Below are 17,370 nucleotides of genomic sequence, written 5' to 3' on the forward strand. Positions count from 1 at the left end.
GACTGATGGACTCAGAACAACGACCCCTGTGGCGAATCCTTCTTCGGCGGCAACGGCTTCTGGAACCGGCTGCAATCCAGCTTCGGCCAATGGCTGTTCTGCGCATTGAAGCCGAGACGCTTTCGCGCCAGCTTGAAGCGGTTGTTCAACAGATCGGCATACACGCCCTGGCCCCGCATGCGGGTGCCGAACTGGCTGTCGTAATCCTTGCCGCCGCGCAGCTGCTGGATGGTGCTCATCACATGCGCGGCGCGATCAGGATGGTGCGTATCCAGCCAGTCGCGGAACAGTGGCGCCACTTCCAGTGGCAGGCGCAGCAGCACGTAGCCGGCGGTGCTCGCACCTGCGTCATGCGCGGCCTCCAGCACGGCTTCCAGTTCGCTGTCGTTGATCCACGGGATCACCGGCGCCACCATCACACCCACCGGAATGCCCGCTTCATGCAGGCGCTTCATCGCACGCAGCCGTGCATGCGGCGCCGACGCGCGTGGCTCCAGCTTTGCGGAGAGATGCGGGTCCAGCGAGGTCACCGAGAAATGCACGCTGACCAGGTTCTCCGCCGCCAGCGGTGCGAGCAGATCGATGTCACGTTCGACCAGTGCGTTCTTGGTGATCAGCGAGAACGGATGCTTGGTTTCCAGCATCACTTCGATCAGCTGGCGGGTGAGCTTGAACTTGCGTTCGATCGGCTGGTACGCATCGGTGTTGATGCCCAGCGCGATCGGTTGCGGAACGTAGCCGGGCTTCGACAACTCCTTGCGCAGCAGCTGCGGCGCATTGGTCTTGGCGAACAGCTTGGTCTCGAAGTCCAGGCCTGGCGACAGGTTCAGATAGGCGTGCGAGGGGCGCGCGAAGCAGTAGGAGCAGCCATGCTCACAACCGCGGTACGGATTCACCGATTGGCTGAAGCCGACGTCCGGTGAGGTGTTGCGGCTGATGATGCTGCGTGCGGTCTCGGCACGTACTTCAGTGCGCAGGCGTGGGGCGAGGAATTCCTCGCTCTCATCGACCGCCCAGCCGTCGTCCACCGCCTCGCTGACGGTGCTTTCAAAGCGCCCGGCAAGGTGGGACGTGGAACCTCGGCCCTTGATCGCGATACCCATTGCGGCAGGTTACGCCGCAGCCGTCTCAATGGCTGCGACGGCTGCCTGAAGGGTTCAGCGCGGTGCTGCGTCGAGCATGGCTCAACGCTACAGGGGAGCGGTCAGAGCAACGCCAGGTACTCGCGCACGGTGGCATCCAGGCCGTCGTACAGCGCCTCACCGATCAGCGCGTGACCGATCGACACCTCCAGCACGTCCGGCACGTGGGCCAGGAAATCGCGCAGGTTGTCCTGTGACAGGTCGTGCCCGGCGTTGACGCCCAGGCCCACCGCCTGCGCCCGCCGCGCCGCAGTGGCGAACAGTTCCAGCATCGCCGCAGCGTCTCCGGCCGCGTGTGCTTCGGCGTAGGGGCCGGTATACAGCTCGACACGATCTGCACCGACTTCGGCCGCCTGCTCCAGCAGTGGGTTGCCAGCATCGACGAACAGGCTGACCCGGCAGCCCATCGCCTTCAGTTCGGCGATCAGTGGTCGCAGCCGCTCGGCATCCCGCTCGAAGTCGAAGCCATGGTCGGAGGTGATCTGTCCATCGCCATCCGGCACCAGCGTCGCCTGCGCCGGGCGGGTCTGCGCGCACAGCGGCAGCAGGCCTGGGTAGCCCTCGCGCGGCGGCGCGAATGGATTGCCTTCGATGTTGAATTCCACGCCACGCGCGCGGGTCAGCGTGGACAGCGCCAGCACGTCCTCGGCGGTGATATGGCGGCGGTCCGGCCGCGGGTGCACGGTGATGCCATGTGCACCGGCATCCAGGCAGGCCTGGGCGGCGCGCACCACGTCCGGTTCGGCGCCGCCGCGCGAATTGCGCAGGACGGCGATCTTGTTGACGTTGACGCTGAGCTGGGTCATGGAACGGAACTACTTGGAAAGAGGGGACGGATCGTGGTCGTTGGCGTCGACATTGCGGCGGGCCTGGGCCTGCTCGCGCAGGCGGCGCAGCTCCTCGGCATCGACAAGGGTGGCAGGGTCCCGCTGAAGGTCGCCGAAGCGGGCTACATAGCGACCGCGCACCCAGGCCAGCAGGAAGGCGAGGGCGGCCAGCAGGCACAGGGTCATCAATGCGGCGCTGGGGGTCTTCAGGGCGAAGGCGAAACAGCCCAGCGCCAGCAGCAGGTACAACCAGTACATAGTCGGGCTCCCCGGATGATCGCCGCAGTGTAGCGCTGCGTCAGAGCAGCGGCGAGGCCAGCCGGGCGAAGGCCTCGGGCAGGCGGTGCAGCCACAGCGAGCGCCCGGCCTGGTCATGCACCCGGGTGGCGCGATCGAATTCACCCTGCAGCAGCTCGGCCAGGGCCGCCACGCGGTCCCGGTCGCTGATCATCATCGACAGCTCGAAGTTCAGGCGGAAGCTGCGGTGGTCGAAGTTGGCACTCCCGACAATGCAGACGTCGTCGTCGGCGATGAAAGCCTTGGTATGCAGCATGCGCGGGCCGTACTCGTAGATCTTCACCCCGGCGTGCAGCAGTTCGTCGAAATAGGAGCGCGCGGCCTGGGTGACAAACCAGGAGTCGCTCATCTTCGGCACCAGCAGGCGCACGTCCAGTCCACCCAGTGCCGCCGAAGTCAGCGCCATCCGCGCCGCTTCGCCCGGCACGAAGTAGGGCGTTACCAGCCACACGCGCTCGTGTGCTTCCTGGATGGCCGCCACGTGCAGGCGGTGGATCGTTTCCCAGCCCGAGTCCGGGCCGGAGACCAGCACCTGGGCGTTGATCGCACCATCGCCGCGCAGCGGCATGTCGGCCGGCCACAGACGGGCAATGTCCATGCGCGAGGGATCCTGGCCACTGGCGTAGAGCCAGTCCTCGGCGAACACCAGCTGCAGGCTGCGCACGACGTGGCCGCGGATGCGCATGTGCAGGTCGCGGTAGGCGTTCGGCTTGCGGCTCTCGTCTTCATCGTCGGTGATATTGATGCCACCGGTGAAGGCCAGCCGGCCATCGACGATCACCAGCTTGCGGTGCGTACGCAGGTTCAGCCACGGGCGCTTGAACGGTTTCAGCAGCTGCCGTGGGTGGAACCAGATCGCTTCACCGCCGGCGTCGAGCAGGGGCTGCAGGAAACGGCGGGGCAGGGCGGATGAGCCCACCGCATCCAGCAGCAGGCGCACCTGCACACCGGCACGTGCGCGCTCGACCAGGGCGTCGCGCAGGGCGGTGCCGGCATGGTCCGGATTGAAGATGTAGTACTCCAGGTGCACGTGATCGCGAGCCTGCGCCACCGCTTCCAACAGAGCGGCGTAGGTAGCGGCACCATCCACCAGCCAGGTCACTTCGGTCGCGCTGCTCGGCGCCAGGCCCGTGGTGGCCTGCGCGATCTTGGCCAGCTCGGTGCAGTCGGCATCCGGTGGGCAGACATCGCTGTAGTGCTCCATGCCCGAACGTGCGCGTCCGCGGCGCAGCCGTTGCCGCTTCACCTTCTGCGGGCCCAGCAGGTAGTAGATGAAGAGCCCGAGATAGGGGAGCAGTGCCAACGAAAGGATCCAGCTCAGCGTGGCCACCGGCTCGCGCTTCTGCAGCATGATCCAGCCCGCCAGCGCGAACAGGTACAGCAGGTAAGCCACCGCCAGGATCGTGCCGAGGTGGGCGATACCGTCGAGCCAATGGCGCAGGGAATCGAAGAGGGCAAGCATGCGCCGATCATAGCGGCGCATGCTGCCGGATGGGGTCAGATCCCTTTTCCGAAGGAAAGGCGTTCTGACCCCATCCCATGTGCCAGGACGAGATCCCATGTGCCAGGACGAGAACAAAAAAACGCCCCTGTCTCCAGGGGCGTCTGCAGTCGCGTCATGACTGTTGTGTTGCGGTGTAGCGATTACTGCTGCACAAAACCGATCTTCTTCATCTGAGCATTCTTCGCGGCGGCCAGAACCTTGGCCATCACGTCGTACTCGGAATCCGGGCTGGCGTCGATGCGCAGTTCCGGCTGGTTGGTCGGGTCACGCTGGACCTCCTGCTCCATCCGCTGCTGCAGCTCGCTGGTATTGATCGGGCTGTTGTTCCACGAGACCTGGTTGCTGGCGTCGATCTTCAGTTCGATCGGCGGCGGCGGTTCGACCAGCTGCGGCGGTGGGTTGAGCACGCGCTGCGGCAGGTCGACGGCGATCGGGTACGTCATGATCGGCGCGGTCACGATGAAGATGATCAGCAGAACCAGCATCACGTCCACGAGGGGCGTGACGTTGATGTCTGCCATGGGGCCCTTGCCACCACCACTACTGAATGCCATGGCTTATTGCCCCTTTTCTTTGGTCGCGACGAAGCCGACGTCCAGCATGCCCTGCTCCTGCGCGACCTTGGTCAGGTCGTTGATGACGCGCATCTTGGTGGTGCGGTCACCACGCAGGTTCAGCGGCGGCTGCGGGGTCTGCTGGGCGGCGGTCGCCAAGCGCGACTCGAGAGTCTGCTTGTTGATTTCTTCGTCGTTCCAGTAGATCGAGCCGTCTTCCTTGACTGCCAGGGTGATCGGTCCGGAACGCTTTTCAGCGTCTTCCGGCTTCTGGATCAGGTTGGCTTCCGGCAGATCCACCTTGACCTTGTGGGACATCAGGGGCGCCGTGATGATGAAGATGATCAGCAGCACCAGCATCACGTCCACGAGGGGCGTAACGTTGATGTCGGCCATGGGGCCGCCGCTGTTACCACTACTGAAAGCCATAACGGGCTCCGTCTAGATCTTGGTGACTACTTACGTTCGTCGCTGGGTGACGCGCGCCGCAATTAGCGGACGCGCGAGCCGGTGGCGAAGAAGTCGTGCAGGTCGTGCGCGAAGGTATCGAACTTGCTGATGGTCGCGCTGTTGATCTTGCTGAAGAAGTTGAAGGCGAACACGGCCGGGATCGCGACGAACAGACCGATCGCGGTCATGATCAGCGCTTCACCCACCGGGCCGGCAACGGCGTCGATCGAAGCGGAGCCGGTGGCACCGATCTTGATCAGGGCGCCGTAGATGCCCCACACGGTACCCAGCAGACCGACGAACGGAGCGGTCGCGCCGACGGTGGCCAGCAGGGTCATGCCCGACTGCAGCTTGTTGCTTTCGCGGGTGACGGCCTGACGCAGGGCGCGGTCGACGAACTCCGAACGGCTCAGGTTCTCACCCACGCCGCCGGTGGCGCCGCCTTCAGCGCGCTGGTGGTGCGCAGCAGCCTGGGCAGCGTCCAGGGCGATCTTCGAGAACGGCTCCGAAGCCGGCTGCTCTTCCATGGCACGGATGGCGTCCTGCGCGTTCGGGGTATCCCAGAACAGGCTGACGACGCGATCAGCAGCGCTCTTCAGGCGGGTCGCACGGAAGATGTTGATGACGGTCCAGTACCAGGACATGGCCGACATGGCGATCAGGGTCAGCAGCACGACCCAGGAAACCGCGAAATCACCCGGCTTGGTGGTCATTTCGTGGATCAGGTGCTCGAAGCCCATCTGCGACAGGGCGTTGGACGGATTGCCCCCGGCAGCAGCGGCGATGAAAATTTCCTGCAGCATGACGCTTACCTTTGTTGTGTGTGGTGATAAAGGGTGTAGCTAAGCTAAACAATCGAACCGGGAGCAGGGGTGGCCAAGCGGCCACCCGGGCGCATCAGTTCAGCGCAAAGTTGACCGGGACGCGAACGCGACCTGCCGTCTTCTTACCGCCAGATTCAGCGGCGTTGAAGCGCCACTTGCGAGCCGCTTCCATCGCGGCACGGTCCAGGTCGCGGTTACGGCTGGACTTTTCCACCGTGACATTGGTGACGTTGCCGCTGGCATCGACATCAATGATCAGGATCACTTCGCCCTGGATACCCGCGCGGAAGGCTGCCGGCGGGTAGCGCGGCGGATTCATGGCCTTCGACGAGATGTCCACGCTGGCCTCGATCGAGGTCGCAGGTGCCGGCGGCGCGGGGGGCGACGGCGGGGTGACGATATCGCTCGGGCGCGGCTCCGGCACGTCCACGACCGGCGCCTGCGGCGGCGGCGGGACCGGCGACGGCTTCGGCGGCGACAGATTCTTCACCGGCGGCGGCGGAGTATCGGTCGGCGGCGGCGGCGGCGGCGGGGGCGGCGGCGGCGGCGCATCGACGATGGTCACCATGACGTTGCGCTCCTTCTCAGCCACGGCCTTGGGAGCCACGGCGGGAATGAGGAGCATCATGAAGGCGGCCAGATGCAGGGCAATTACAAACGCGATGCCGACGATGCGAGGCCAGCTCAGCCCCTTGTCATCGGGTTGTTCGTACCGGTGAACGACTAGTTGTTCCGTCATGCGCCAAGAGCTCAATAGTGGGGCCGGGATGCCGGGGGCGGAATCCCTGATCAGCGGTGCATGACACCGCAGGAACCTCCAAGCTTATACCAATCCTGAGCGCCTGCGCATCAACTGGGCAGGCATTCAGGCGTTATTCCTACTTACTTCAGGTTGATGATTTTCTTGGCATCAGCCTGGTTCTTCACACCCTTCGCCAGCGCCTGCTGGGCGGCCTGCTTGGCCTCCGGGATGCGACCTTCGGCATGCAGGACGCGTGCCAGGTTCAGGTAGGTCTCACCGTCCTTGGACAGCGGGGCAGCCTTCTGCCACGCATCGATCGCCTGCGGCACCTGGTCGGAGTAGTAGTAGGACTGGGCCAGCGCCAGGTAAACCTGGTAGTCCGGCTTCAGGATGCCCTTCTGCAACCCTTCGTTGATGACCGCGATGACGTCCTTTTCCTTTTTGTCGGTGTTGGCATAGATGGAGTACAGCTGCTTGTACTCGCGCTCTTCGGTGAGCTGGCCGCTGCTGCGCAGCTTGTCCATCACCGCGGCCGCCTTGTCCATCTGGTCGGCCTGCATGTACATGCTGGCCAGGTTCAGCTGGGCCTTCTTGTCGTTCGGGTTCTTGGCGGCCAGCGCCTCGGCTTCCTTGACCGCTTCGCCGGACTGGCCGGCTTCGGACAGGGCCGCCATCAGCAGCTGGTTCCAGTTGTCCTTCGGTTCGGCGGAGCCGGCGATGGCCTGCTTCAGCACCGGAATCGCTTCCTGGTAGCGCTCCAGCTGGTACAGCGCCTGGCCCTTGGCGATCAGTTCTTCCGGCTTGGTCGACTTGCTCTCGGCGAAGTACTTGTCGAGGGTTGCCAGGCCTTCGGCTGTCTGGTCTTCCTGCAGCTGCAACTGGCCCAGCATCAGCATCGACTGGAAGTGGCCGTTGTTGTCCAGGCCGTTGAACTGCAGGACCTGCTTCAGGTAGGCGATGGCAGCCGGAGCGTCATCGGTCTGGTAGGCAGCCTGCGAGGCCAGCTGCGCGGCCAGCGACTTGTCGTACTCGTTCGCGGCGCTGTCAGCCAGGATGGCGTCGGCCTGGGTGCGGGTTTCCGGGAACTTTTCCTTGTTGTAGCTGTCGATCATTTTCTGCAGCTTGCTGCCCATCTTGGCCGAAGCCTTGACCGTCGGCTCCTGGCGGGTCGCGTTCGGGTACAGCGCCTCGGCCTTGGCCTGCTTGCCGCCACGGTTGCCGCGCTCGGAGGAACGCGAGGACTGCGCGAAGGCATCGGTGACCACGGCGCCGGTCAGGGCGGTCGCGACGAGGACGGAAAGCACAGCTTTGTGGTTACGGAAAATCATCGTTCACCTCGATCGAACCGCCGGTTAGCGGCAAAGTCGGACTGTCAGAAAAATCTGAGCCGCCAAACGTATCAGAAACAGATGGCGTGAGAAATCGTTTTATGTGCTGCAATACAGCATAGAACTGCGCACTCATCCGCACTTTGGCCGTAGCCCGGCCGCCTGCGCCTGCTGATAGACCGGCGTCAGGCCCGGGGCATCACGTCGCAATTCCTGGATCCGGTTGGCCGGATCCGGGTGGGTGGACAGCCATTGCGGGCTGCGACCGCCGCTGGCGGCCATCATGTTCTGCCACAGATCGACCGCCTGCGCCGGATTGAATCCGGCCTGGGCCATCAGCCGCTGGCCAATCACGTCAGCCTCGCTTTCCTGCGTCCGCGAGCCCGGTAGCAGGAAGGCAGTCTGCGCGCCCATGCCGCCGAGCTGGTTGACGGTGCTGGCAGCACCTTCGCCGTAGGCTGCGCCAGCCAGCGCGCCGAGCACGGCCAGCCCGGTCTGTGCGCCCATCTGGCGGGTGATCCGCTCTTCGTGGTGGCGGGCGATGACATGGCCGATTTCATGGCCGATCACGGCAGCCAGCTGATCCTGATTCTTGGCCACGGTGAAGATGCCGGTGTTCACGCCGACCTTGCCGCCGGGCAGGGCGAAGGCGTTGGGCTCCTTGTCGACGAATACCGCCGTCTCCCACCGTACGCCACGGTATTGAGCTGGCAGCTGCGCGACCAGGGCGTTGACCACGCACTGCACGTAACCGTTCTGGCGGCCGTCGGTGCTGATCTTTTCCTTCTGCTTGGTTTCGGCGAACGCCTGTGCGCCGAGCTGGTCCAGCTGCGCCTGCGAGACGCCGCCCACCATCTGCCGGCGACCGGTAGGGGAGGTGGTGGTCGCGCAGGCGCTGACCAGGGTAGTGATGACAAGGGCCAGCAGCAGTTGTTTCATGGAAACTCCCCCGTGTTCATATGCGGAGTGTGTAGCGTAGCGGCTTAATCTTTCGTCAAGCGGACGCGGCGTTACGTTGACCCCAGGAACACCATCGCGGCAAGGGCGACCGCATTGTTCAGTGCATGGGCGGTGATCGCCGCCCACAACGTGCCGGTGCGCCGGTAGAGCCAGCAGAACGCGGCCCCCATGCCACCGTAGACCAGCCACAGCTGTGCGATTTCGGCCGGGCCATTGGCACTCGTGCCAGGGATCTCATGGATCAGGGCAAATGCGAGGCTGCTCAGTACCACGCCCAACCCTGGCCGCCCGGCCTGCCACAGGCGGCCAAACAGCACGCGGCGGAACAGCAGTTCCTCGTAGGCCGGCGCCAGGACCACCGCGAACAGCACCAGGAACAACGGGAAACGTGCGATCGCGCTCTGCATCAGCGCCAGATTGGTGGGGACCGGCTCGACGCCGACCTGCTTGGCCAGGAAGGCGATGCCGTTGCTGCCGAGCACGATCAGGGTCGCCACCAGCAGGGTCCAGCCCCAGGTGGAGGGGCGGCGCAGCGCCTGGCGCGAGGCGTGGCGCTCGGCGGCGTTGGCCGGCCGTCGCCAGAAGTACAGCAGCAACGCGGCGCCACCGGTGGCGAACAGCGCCATGAGAATCTGCGCAAGCGCGCCGGGCTGGCCCAGCGACGCCGCTACCGAACTGGCGTCGGGTGCGCCAGCGCCAGCCTGCGCGTTCGCGTAACCAACCACCACGCCACGGTACAGACCCCACAGCAGGCCGCTGACCAGGCTCAGGCCGAACAGGGTGACAGCGGCGATGCCCAGGTCGATGAAGAACCCCGCCAACGGCGAAACGGCACGCGGCGCGGCAGAAGCCGGCGGAGAAGCCGGCGGAACCGGGGGCGGAGCGGAAACCGGGGCGGATGCTGACATCAGGTACCTGTGTTCAAGAGTCGAAGGCCGGCGCGCCTCCCCGCGCGCCGGCCGTGTCCCGATTGTGTCAGATATCCAGGTTTGCGACCTTCAGCGCGTTGTCTTCGATGAAATCGCGACGCGGTTCGACGACATCGCCCATCAGGGTGCTGAAGATCTGGTCGGCTGCGACAGCGTCCTCGATACGCACCTGCAGCAGTCGGCGGGTTTCCGGATTCACCGTGGTGTCCCACAGCTGCTCCGGATTCATTTCACCCAGACCCTTGAATCGCTGGATCTGGCGGCCGCGCTTGGCCTCCTCGAGCAGCCAGTTCTGTGCCTTGGCAAAGCTGTCGACTTCGATCGACTTGGCGCCGCGGGAAATGGTCGCGCCTTCGCGGACCAGACCGTGCAGCAGCTTCGATGCCTGGTGGATCGCGCGCAGTTCGCCGCTTTCGAAGGCCGACATCGGCAGCACCTGAATGTGCTGTTCGCCCATGTGGCGACGGGTCACCAGCACAGCGGCCGGGCGCTCGTCGTTGGCTTCCTGCAGTTCCAGCGTGAAACGCGGGCTGCCCAGGCTGCCCTGGTTGAGGCGCTTGGCCAGTGCATCCAGGCCCTCGCCTTCGCCGGCAGCGCGCAGGCTTTCCAGGTCCATCGGCACGAAATCGACCAGCGCTTCAAGCAGGTTGCGGTCGTAGCGATGTGCGTTGCGCTCGATCGAATCCAGCGCGGCTGCGTAGGCCAGCAGCAGCTTTTCCAGCGCAAGGCCTTCGATGCCAGGCTCGCCGGTGGCCGGCACCAGCGCAGCGTTTTCCACCGCGCTGCTGGCCAGGTAGCTGTCCAGCGCCGGGTCGTCCTTCAGGTACAGCTCCTGCTTGCCCTGCTTGATCTTGTACAACGGCGGCAGGCCGATGTAGACGTAACCGCGCTCGATCAGCTCCGGCATCTGACGGTAGAAGAACGTCAGCAGCAGGGTGCGGATGTGGGCGCCGTCGACGTCGGCGTCGGTCATGATGATGATCTTGTGGTAACGCAGCTTGTCCGGGTTGTACTCGTCTCGGCCGATGCCGGTGCCCAGCGCCGTGATCAGCGTGCCGACCTGGTCGGAGGACAGCATGCGGTCGAAGCGCGCGCGTTCCACGTTGAGGATCTTGCCGCGCAGCGGCAGCACCGCCTGGTTCTTGCGATTGCGGCCCTGCTTGGCCGAGCCACCTGCCGAGTCACCCTCGACGATGAACAGTTCGGACAGCGCCGGATCCTTTTCCTGGCAGTCGGCCAGCTTGCCCGGCAGGCCGGCGATATCCAGCGCGCCCTTGCGGCGGGTCAGGTCGCGGGCCTTTCGCGCCGCTTCACGTGCACGCGCGGCGTCGACGATCTTGCCGGCGATCGCCTTGGCTTCGTTCGGGTTCTCCTGCAGGAACTCTTCCAGGCGCGCACCGAAGGCGTTTTCCACCGCCGGACGCACGTCGGAGCTGACCAGCTTTTCCTTGGTCTGGCTGGAGAAGCTCGGGTCCGGCACCTTCACCGACAGCACCGCGATCATGCCTTCTCGCATGTCGTCGCCGGTCAGGTTGATCTTGGCCTGCTTGGCGATGCCGTTCTGCTCGATGTAGTTGTTGAGCACACGGGTCAGCGCACCGCGGAAACCGGCCAGGTGGGTACCGCCGTCCTTCTGCGGAATGTTGTTGGTGAAGCAGTACATCGTCTCCTGATAGGAGTCGGTCCACTGCAGCGCCACATCCACGACGATGCCGTTGTGCTCGCCGGTGACTGAAATGACGTTCGGGTGCAGCGGCGTCTTCAGCTGGGCCAGATGCTCCACGAAGCTGCGGATGCCACCCTCGTAGTGGAAGTCATCGCGACGGCCGTCGCCACGCTCGTCGGCAAGGACGATCTTGACGCCGGAGTTCAGGAACGACAGTTCGCGCAGGCGGCGGGCCAGGATGTCGTAGTGGAACTCCACGTTGTCGTGGAAGGCGACGGTGGACGGCCAGAAGCGCACGGTAGTGCCGCGCTTGGTGGTGGTTTCCAGCTTGGCCAGCGCGGTCACTGCGGTGCCGTTGCTGAATTCCTGCTGGTAGTGGAAGCCGTTCTGGAACACGTCCACCAGCAGCTTCTGCGACAGCGCGTTGACCACGCTGACGCCGACGCCGTGCAGGCCGCCCGAAACCTTGTAGCTGTTGTCGTCGAACTTGCCGCCTGCGTGCAGGACGGTCATGACGACTTCGGCTGCAGACACTTCGCGACCGAGCTTGGCACTCATCTGCTCGTGCTTGCCAGTCGGGATACCACGGCCGTTGTCGGACACCGAGACCGAACCGTCGGCGTGGATCGTCACCGCAACGTGGTCGGCGTGGCCGGCCAGCGCTTCGTCGATCGAGTTGTCGACGACCTCGAACACCATGTGGTGCAGACCGGTGCCGTCATGCACGTCACCGATGTACATGCCGGGACGCTTGCGGACAGCCTCCAGGCCTTCCAGGGCGGTAATGCTGTTGGCGTCGTAATTGCCGTTGTTTGCCGGGGTGTTCTGTTCGTCGCTCATTGCGCTTGCCGTAGGCTCCGCAGGTCGGCCACCGCTTGGCGCGATGTGCCGAGAATGAAAGGATTCCAACCCGAATTATACCAGCCGGGGTCGAGCGGCCCTGGTGTGCCCACTATGGCACAGCCACGATTTGTGCATGTTCCACGTGGAACCGGGCGATGTGGGTCAGGTCCAGCAGCGCCGCCGGGGTTTCGGTAGCGGTGATGAAGATCTGTGCCGGCCCATCGAGCAGGCGCTCCAGCACCCGCGCCTGATGGGTGCGATCCAGCTCCGAGGCCAGATCGTCCAGAGCGATCACCGGCCATTCGCCGCGCTGTTCCGCATAGTCCTCGGCCTGCGCCATCAGGCAGGCCAATGCCGTCAGCTTGGCCTGGCCACGGGACAACGCATCACGCCCCGGAACGCTGTGGAAATCCACACTCCAGTCTGCCCGGTGTGGGCCGACCGAGGTATAGCCGGCCTGCCGGTCACGTTCCCGGGCCAGAAGCAGGGCATCGGCCAAGGGAAGCTCATGCCGCCGCCAACCGGGGCTCAGTTCCAGCCCCTGGATGCCGAGTTGCGGAGCCAGGCGGGCGGCCAAGGCCACCGTACGCTGCTGCAGACGCTCCAGGTAGTGCTGACGGCGGCTGGTCAGCGGTTCCCCGGCCTCGGCTAGCTCGTGATCCCAGGTATCGAGCATCCGCGACGGACCGCCTTGCTTGAGCAGAGCATTGCGCTGCTTCAGCGCCCGGGAATAGCGGCGCCACAGGGAGAGAAAATCCGGTTCCACGTGGAACAAACCCCAATCGAGGAAACGCCGGCGGGGTTCGCCCCCCCCACTGACCAGTGCATGGCTCCCCGGCTCGAACGTCACCACGGCCAGCGCTGCGCAGAGATTGCCCAGCTGCGCGACGTCTTCACCGTCCAATCGACCCTTCCAGTCCTGGCCACTGTGGCGCAGCCCGGCCTTTCGGCGGTGGGGCGGGTGATCGGCACGCTGTTCATCCCATTCCACGAAGATTTCCAGCGCTTCCTGACCCTGGCGCACCAGACCGTCGCGCACCCGGCCACGGAAGCTGCGCCCGTAGGCCATCAGGTGCAACGCTTCGAGCACGCTGGTCTTTCCGGCACCGTTGTCGCCGGTCAGCAGGTTCAATCCCGGCTGGGGCGACAGGTCCACCGCACTGAAGCGACGCAGTTGGTGCAGGGCGAGGCGGCGGATAAGCATGGGGCGCGAAAGACCATCCGCACGAGGCGGTAGTGGGGCAGGGAATCCATCAGCTTACTGCATCGGTCAAGCCAGCCGTGGCGCGCCAGACATCGCCACTGTGCTGAAGCCTCCGCCTGGCAACCCCACGCGTGTTCCACGTGGTGGCGCTCCCTCACCTGGGCTCGCCTGGGTCTGGATATGCCCGGGAATCCTTGAATTCTGAGCGGCGGCGCAGAGTACGGGCCTTCAGATTTCAGCGATTTCAGCCTCATTCCGCGAGCATCGCCAGGTGCCCCCGACGGTGGGTTGCGCGAACACCGCGCGGATTTCTTGAAATCTACGATGCGATGCCGTGGAGGGTTCCACAGATTTCAAAGAATTCAGCCCATTCGTTTCACGCTGTCCACAGCGGGCCTGTATGACTTATACACAAGGTATGGGCAAACTGTGGATAAAAAAGCCCTTTTGCCCGACCTGCGAAACTATCCACAGGTTCCCCCCCAGCCTGAGGGGCCTCTATACAGGGGGTTTCAGCTGTATAAATCTCTTGAAAATCAATTGGATAATGCATTTTTCCACGAAATCTGGGCCTACCATCACCACCATGGCTTTAGATTTATACCCAGATTTAGAAGCTAGGCCAGCTTTGATCCGGCCCCAATCAGGCCTGTGGACAGTGACGTCTGCAGATGAAGCAACCACTGCGATAGGGGATGCGATCCGCTTCATCCATTCGACCAGATCGGGTTACCTGCAATCAGGCTGAAGACCTGGAACTGCGTACTCGATCAAAGTTGGCTGGGCAGCGCCCAGGTCAGCAATCTGGATTCCTACCGCGCAGGGCCGATTGCATCGGAGGGGCAACCAAGAACAATCGGCAAGCAGCAATCTCGAGCAAGACATTCGACCAGACCCGGAGATTCCGCGATCGCCGATGCTCCACGTGGAACCTGCAAAAAAAAACGCCCGGGGAGATCCCGGGCGTCCTTCGGTTCCACGTGGAACAGGTTGCTGTCAGAGACGCAGCGGCATCACCACGTGGCGCGACTTCTCGCTGCTGGATTCACGAACCAGCGCAGAAGAGTTGGAGTCGCGCAGCTGGATGATGACCTCCTCATCGCGCAGCGCGGAGAGGGCGTCCAGCAGGTAGTTCACGTTGAAGCCAATGGCCAGATCACTGACCGTGGTGTCGGCTTCGATCTCTTCCTGGGCTTCTTCCTGTTCCGGATTGTGCGCGCTGATCTTCAGGTTGCCCGGCGAGACTTCCACGCGGATGCCGCGGTACTTCTCATTGGACAGGATCGCGGCGCGCTGCAGCGAGGCACGCAGTGCTTCACGATCCACCTTCACTTCGCGGTCGGCACCGATCGGAATCACCGCTTCGTAATCCGGGAAACGACCGTCGATCAGCTTCGAGGTGAAGGTGACATCGTCGCGCTTGACGCGCACGTGGCTGCGGCCGACTTCCAGTTCGATCTCGCGATCGCCGCTCTCCAGCAGGCGCTGCAGTTCGGTCACGCCCTTGCGCGGCACGATGATCTGGCGCTTGGAACCGCTGGGCTTGGCCAGATCGGTTTCACACAGGGCCAGGCGATGGCCGTCGGTGGCGACCGTGCGCAGCGCATCGCCGCGCAGGTCGAACAGCAGGCCGTTGAGGTAGTAGCGCACGTCCTGCTGGGCCATCGCGAACGCAGTGCGCTCGATCAGTTCCTTCAGGGTTGCTTCGCCGATCGCCACGCGCTCGGTAGCTTCCACTTCGTCCACCGACGGGAAGTCGTTGGAGGGCAGGGTGGCAAGGGTGAAGCGGCTGCGGCCGGCCTGCACGGTGATCTTGTCACCGGTCTGCGAGACGGTAATCCGGCTGCCGTCGGGCAGGGCGCGGATGATCTCGAACAGCTTGCGGGCGGGAATGGTGGTTTCGCCGTCCTGGGCATCTTCAACCGCGATCCGCGACACCATCTCCACTTCCAGGTCGGTACCGGTCAGCGACAGCTGGCCGTTCTGCACCTGGACCAGGAAATTGGCCAGAACCGGAAGGGTCTGGCGGCGTTCGACCACGTTGACGACCTGTGCCAACGGCTTGAGAAAGGCTTCGCGCTGCAGTGTGAAACGCATGTGGTTCCGTGCCCCTATGCTTTAAAAAATGTGGAATAAATCAAAAGCTTGGTGGTGCTGGTAGAGACAGAATCGCTGGAAAACAACGCTAAGTCTTTGTAAATAAAAGGATTTCAGGCATCGAAACCCTCTGTATTACCGACCCCCAGAGGGTGGGGAAAGCTGTGGATAAAACCGACGCGATTTCAAACGCCATTTTTATCCACAACGTGTCCCGCGCTTGCTACCGGATTCTGCACCGTTTTGTGCGATGACGCCTCATCGGCATCCGTGCATCATTCGCTCAGCTTCCGGATCAGCTTGTCCCAGTCCTCGCGGAGCTTGCCGTCGGTTTCCATCAGGGTCCGGATCTGGCGGCAGGCATGCAGCACCGTGGTGTGATCGCGACCGGCAAAGGCATCGCCGATCTCGGGCAGGCTGTGCTCGGTCAGTTCCTTGGTCAGGGCCATGGCGACCTGGCGCGGGCGTGCCAGCGAGCGGGTCCGACGCTTCGACAGCAGATCCTTGATCTGCAGGCCGTAGTAGTCGGCAACGGTTTTCTGGATGTTGGGAATGCTGATCGCCTGCTGCTGGGCGCGCAGCAGGTCGCGCAGGGTTTCCTGGGCGAACTCGGTGGTGATCGCGCGGCCGGTGAAATTGGCGCGGGCGGTCAGGGTATTGAGCGCGCCTTCGAGGTCGCGCACGTTGGAGCGCATCTTCTTGGCGATCAGGAACGCAACATCATCGGGAATCTCGGCACCGCGTTCGCGTGCCTTGGCCAGCACGATCGCGGCGCGGGTCTCGAAGTCCGGCGGTTCGATCGCGACCGACAGGCCCCAGGCAAGCCGCGACTTCAGGCGCGCTTCCAGGCCCTCGACTTCGCGCGGATAGCGGTCGCAGGTCAGGATGATCTGCTGCTTGCCATCGAACAACGCGTTGAAGGTGTGGAAGAACTCTTCCTGGGTGCGGTCCTTGCCGGCGAAGAACTGGATGTCATCGATCAGCAGCGCGTCCACCTGCTGGAACTGGCGCTTGAACTGATCCATGGTCTTTTCCTGCAGGGCCCGGATCATTGCGCTGAAGAACTGTTCCGAACGCAGGTACAGCACCTTCGCGCCCGGATTGGCCTGGCGCATGGCGTTGCCGGCGGCGAACATCAGGTGGGTCTTGCCCAGGCCGGTGCCCCCGTACAGCAGCAGCGGGTTGTGCGCGCGGTCGCCCGGCTTCTGCGCCGCCTGGAAGGCGGCGGCCAGGCCCAGCTGGTTGCTGCGGCCTTCGACGAAGTTGGCGAACGTGTAGTGGTTGTCCAGGTTGCCGGCGAACGGCACCTGCGGTTCGCTGGACACATACGCCGACGGCGTGGAAACCGGCGCGTTCTGCGCCTCCACGGGGCGCGGGCGCGAGCCGATTTCAAGAAAAACGTCGCTGAAACCGGCGAAGTGCGCCAGCAGTTCGCGGATCCGGGCCAGGTACAGCTCGCGGACCTGGTCGACGATGAAGGCATTCGGTGCATACAGCACCAGGCTGTCCACGCGCAGATCGGCCTGCAGTGGCTTCAGCCAGGTATGAACGTCTTCCGGCGGGAACTCCGCTTCGAGGCGCTCGAGACTACGGGACCAAGCATCCATCAGCAATAATCGTCCGGTGGCCGGGGCATGGACGCGACAAGGCGCCCAAACACAGGCCTGAAAGGGGGGAAATGGATGGCTCAGACTACCACCGAGCGCCCGCCTTCGGAATGCTTGTCCCCTACTTATTCACAAAAACATCCACAGCTATTGCACAGCCCGGTGAATTCGCGTAGCTGCCAGGGGTTGACTTGGGGCAGGGTACCTCTCTAGAATTTCCGGTTCTTTCCGTCCCATTCATACGAGAGGCCCCCAATGGCCACGAAGCGCACCTACCAGCCCAGCAACCTCAAGCGTAAGCGCGACCACGGCTTCCGTGCCCGTATGAAGACCGCTGACGGCCGCAAGATCCTGTCGCGTCGCCGCGCCAAGGGCCGCAAAGTCCTGAGCGCCTGA

At 64.0% G+C, this 17,370-nt stretch carries 16 protein-coding genes; 1 reads left to right on the top strand and 15 read right to left on the bottom strand.

Translation table 11 applies throughout. The features are described from left to right. Positions 1 to 11: 11 nt before the first annotated feature. The 15 genes from AC5P60_RS09495 to dnaA form a co-directional block, all read right to left on the bottom strand. Positions 12 to 1,103 (bottom strand): PA0069 family radical SAM protein, encoded by a 1,092-nt coding sequence (locus tag AC5P60_RS09495; RefSeq protein WP_024958794.1) that lies wholly within the window; start codon positions 1,101 to 1,103, stop codon positions 12 to 14. Between the two features lie 101 nt (positions 1,104 to 1,204). Beyond that, positions 1,205 to 1,948, bottom strand: a complete 744-nt coding sequence (locus AC5P60_RS09500; protein WP_049432449.1) for a pyridoxine 5'-phosphate synthase — start codon at positions 1,946 to 1,948, stop codon at positions 1,205 to 1,207. 9 nt (positions 1,949 to 1,957) lie between these two features. Beyond that, positions 1,958 to 2,227 (bottom strand): hypothetical protein, encoded by a 270-nt coding sequence (locus AC5P60_RS09505; RefSeq protein ID WP_005411742.1) that lies wholly within the window; start codon positions 2,225 to 2,227, stop codon positions 1,958 to 1,960. A gap of 40 nt (positions 2,228 to 2,267) precedes the next feature. Further along, positions 2,268 to 3,728, bottom strand: coding sequence for a cardiolipin synthase (gene cls, locus AC5P60_RS09510; RefSeq protein WP_164208278.1), 1,461 nt, complete (start codon positions 3,726 to 3,728; stop codon positions 2,268 to 2,270). Positions 3,729 to 3,910: 182 nt separating this feature from the next. Beyond that, positions 3,911 to 4,324 carry an ExbD/TolR family protein gene (locus AC5P60_RS09515; RefSeq protein ID WP_005411740.1) on the bottom strand — a complete coding sequence of 138 codons (414 nt, stop codon included), beginning with the start codon at positions 4,322 to 4,324 and terminating at the stop codon, positions 3,911 to 3,913. Between the two features lie 3 nt (positions 4,325 to 4,327). Beyond that, a complete protein-coding gene (locus AC5P60_RS09520; protein ID WP_005411739.1) occupies positions 4,328 to 4,753 on the bottom strand; it encodes an ExbD/TolR family protein in 426 nt (141 codons plus the stop codon). A 62-nt stretch (positions 4,754 to 4,815) separates the two neighbouring features. Continuing rightward, a complete protein-coding gene (gene exbB / locus AC5P60_RS09525) occupies positions 4,816 to 5,577 on the bottom strand; it encodes a TonB-system energizer ExbB (RefSeq protein WP_005411738.1) in 762 nt (253 codons plus the stop codon). Between the two features lie 94 nt (positions 5,578 to 5,671). Continuing rightward, positions 5,672 to 6,337 carry an energy transducer TonB gene (locus AC5P60_RS09530; protein ID WP_495201730.1) on the bottom strand — a complete coding sequence of 222 codons (666 nt, stop codon included), beginning with the start codon at positions 6,335 to 6,337 and terminating at the stop codon, positions 5,672 to 5,674. Between the two features lie 143 nt (positions 6,338 to 6,480). Next, entirely contained in the window at positions 6,481 to 7,668 is a 1,188-nt protein-coding gene (locus AC5P60_RS09535; protein WP_005411736.1) for a tetratricopeptide repeat protein, read from the bottom strand. A 132-nt stretch (positions 7,669 to 7,800) separates the two neighbouring features. Next, positions 7,801 to 8,607, bottom strand: a complete 807-nt coding sequence (locus AC5P60_RS09540; RefSeq protein WP_005411735.1) for a M48 family metallopeptidase — start codon at positions 8,605 to 8,607, stop codon at positions 7,801 to 7,803. Positions 8,608 to 8,678: 71 nt separating this feature from the next. Beyond that, positions 8,679 to 9,536: a CPBP family intramembrane glutamic endopeptidase gene (locus AC5P60_RS09545; RefSeq protein WP_049453510.1), complete on the bottom strand. Its 858-nt coding sequence runs from the start codon at positions 9,534 to 9,536 to the stop codon at positions 8,679 to 8,681. A 67-nt stretch (positions 9,537 to 9,603) separates the two neighbouring features. Further along, a complete protein-coding gene (gyrB, locus tag AC5P60_RS09550; RefSeq protein WP_483693563.1) occupies positions 9,604 to 12,063 on the bottom strand; it encodes a DNA topoisomerase (ATP-hydrolyzing) subunit B in 2,460 nt (819 codons plus the stop codon). A 112-nt stretch (positions 12,064 to 12,175) separates the two neighbouring features. After that, positions 12,176 to 13,270 carry a DNA replication/repair protein RecF gene (gene recF, locus AC5P60_RS09555; RefSeq protein ID WP_483693562.1) on the bottom strand — a complete coding sequence of 365 codons (1,095 nt, stop codon included), beginning with the start codon at positions 13,268 to 13,270 and terminating at the stop codon, positions 12,176 to 12,178. A 996-nt stretch (positions 13,271 to 14,266) separates the two neighbouring features. Beyond that, a complete protein-coding gene (gene dnaN, locus AC5P60_RS09560; RefSeq protein WP_005411731.1) occupies positions 14,267 to 15,367 on the bottom strand; it encodes a DNA polymerase III subunit beta in 1,101 nt (366 codons plus the stop codon). Between the two features lie 275 nt (positions 15,368 to 15,642). Further along, entirely contained in the window at positions 15,643 to 16,974 is a 1,332-nt protein-coding gene (dnaA, locus tag AC5P60_RS09565; protein WP_049453530.1) for a chromosomal replication initiator protein DnaA, read from the bottom strand. Positions 16,975 to 17,229: 255 nt separating this feature from the next. Between dnaA and rpmH the strand changes: the two genes are divergently transcribed. Beyond that, positions 17,230 to 17,370 carry a 50S ribosomal protein L34 gene (gene rpmH / locus AC5P60_RS09570; RefSeq protein ID WP_005411729.1) on the top strand — a complete coding sequence of 47 codons (141 nt, stop codon included), beginning with the start codon at positions 17,230 to 17,232 and terminating at the stop codon, positions 17,368 to 17,370.

The sequence above is a fragment of the Stenotrophomonas sp. YJH_SMC_120 genome (genome assembly GCF_059368675.1).

Excerpts from the sequence above, each read along its gene's own strand:
- AC5P60_RS09520 (WP_005411739.1), bottom strand. The coding sequence starts at position 4,753 with ATGGCTTTCAGTAGTGGTAACAGCGGCGGCCCCATGGCCGACATCAAC.
- dnaN (WP_005411731.1), bottom strand. The coding sequence starts at position 15,367 with ATGCGTTTCACACTGCAGCGCGAAGCCTTTCTCAAGCCGTTGGCACAG.
- gyrB (WP_483693563.1), bottom strand. The coding sequence starts at position 12,063 with ATGAGCGACGAACAGAACACCCCGGCAAACAACGGCAATTACGACGCC.
- rpmH (WP_005411729.1), top strand. The coding sequence starts at position 17,230 with ATGGCCACGAAGCGCACCTACCAGCCCAGCAACCTCAAGCGTAAGCGC.
- recF (WP_483693562.1), bottom strand. The coding sequence starts at position 13,270 with ATGCTTATCCGCCGCCTCGCCCTGCACCAACTGCGTCGCTTCAGTGCG.
- AC5P60_RS09495 (WP_024958794.1), bottom strand. The coding sequence starts at position 1,103 with ATGGGTATCGCGATCAAGGGCCGAGGTTCCACGTCCCACCTTGCCGGG.
- AC5P60_RS09535 (WP_005411736.1), bottom strand. The coding sequence starts at position 7,668 with ATGATTTTCCGTAACCACAAAGCTGTGCTTTCCGTCCTCGTCGCGACC.
- AC5P60_RS09530 (WP_495201730.1), bottom strand. The coding sequence starts at position 6,337 with ATGACGGAACAACTAGTCGTTCACCGGTACGAACAACCCGATGACAAG.
- AC5P60_RS09500 (WP_049432449.1), bottom strand. The coding sequence starts at position 1,948 with ATGACCCAGCTCAGCGTCAACGTCAACAAGATCGCCGTCCTGCGCAAT.
- AC5P60_RS09515 (WP_005411740.1), bottom strand. The coding sequence starts at position 4,324 with ATGGCATTCAGTAGTGGTGGTGGCAAGGGCCCCATGGCAGACATCAAC.
- cls (WP_164208278.1), bottom strand. The coding sequence starts at position 3,728 with ATGCTTGCCCTCTTCGATTCCCTGCGCCATTGGCTCGACGGTATCGCC.
- AC5P60_RS09505 (WP_005411742.1), bottom strand. The coding sequence starts at position 2,227 with ATGTACTGGTTGTACCTGCTGCTGGCGCTGGGCTGTTTCGCCTTCGCC.
- AC5P60_RS09540 (WP_005411735.1), bottom strand. The coding sequence starts at position 8,607 with ATGAAACAACTGCTGCTGGCCCTTGTCATCACTACCCTGGTCAGCGCC.
- exbB (WP_005411738.1), bottom strand. The coding sequence starts at position 5,577 with ATGCTGCAGGAAATTTTCATCGCCGCTGCTGCCGGGGGCAATCCGTCC.
- dnaA (WP_049453530.1), bottom strand. The coding sequence starts at position 16,974 with ATGGATGCTTGGTCCCGTAGTCTCGAGCGCCTCGAAGCGGAGTTCCCG.
- AC5P60_RS09545 (WP_049453510.1), bottom strand. The coding sequence starts at position 9,536 with ATGTCAGCATCCGCCCCGGTTTCCGCTCCGCCCCCGGTTCCGCCGGCT.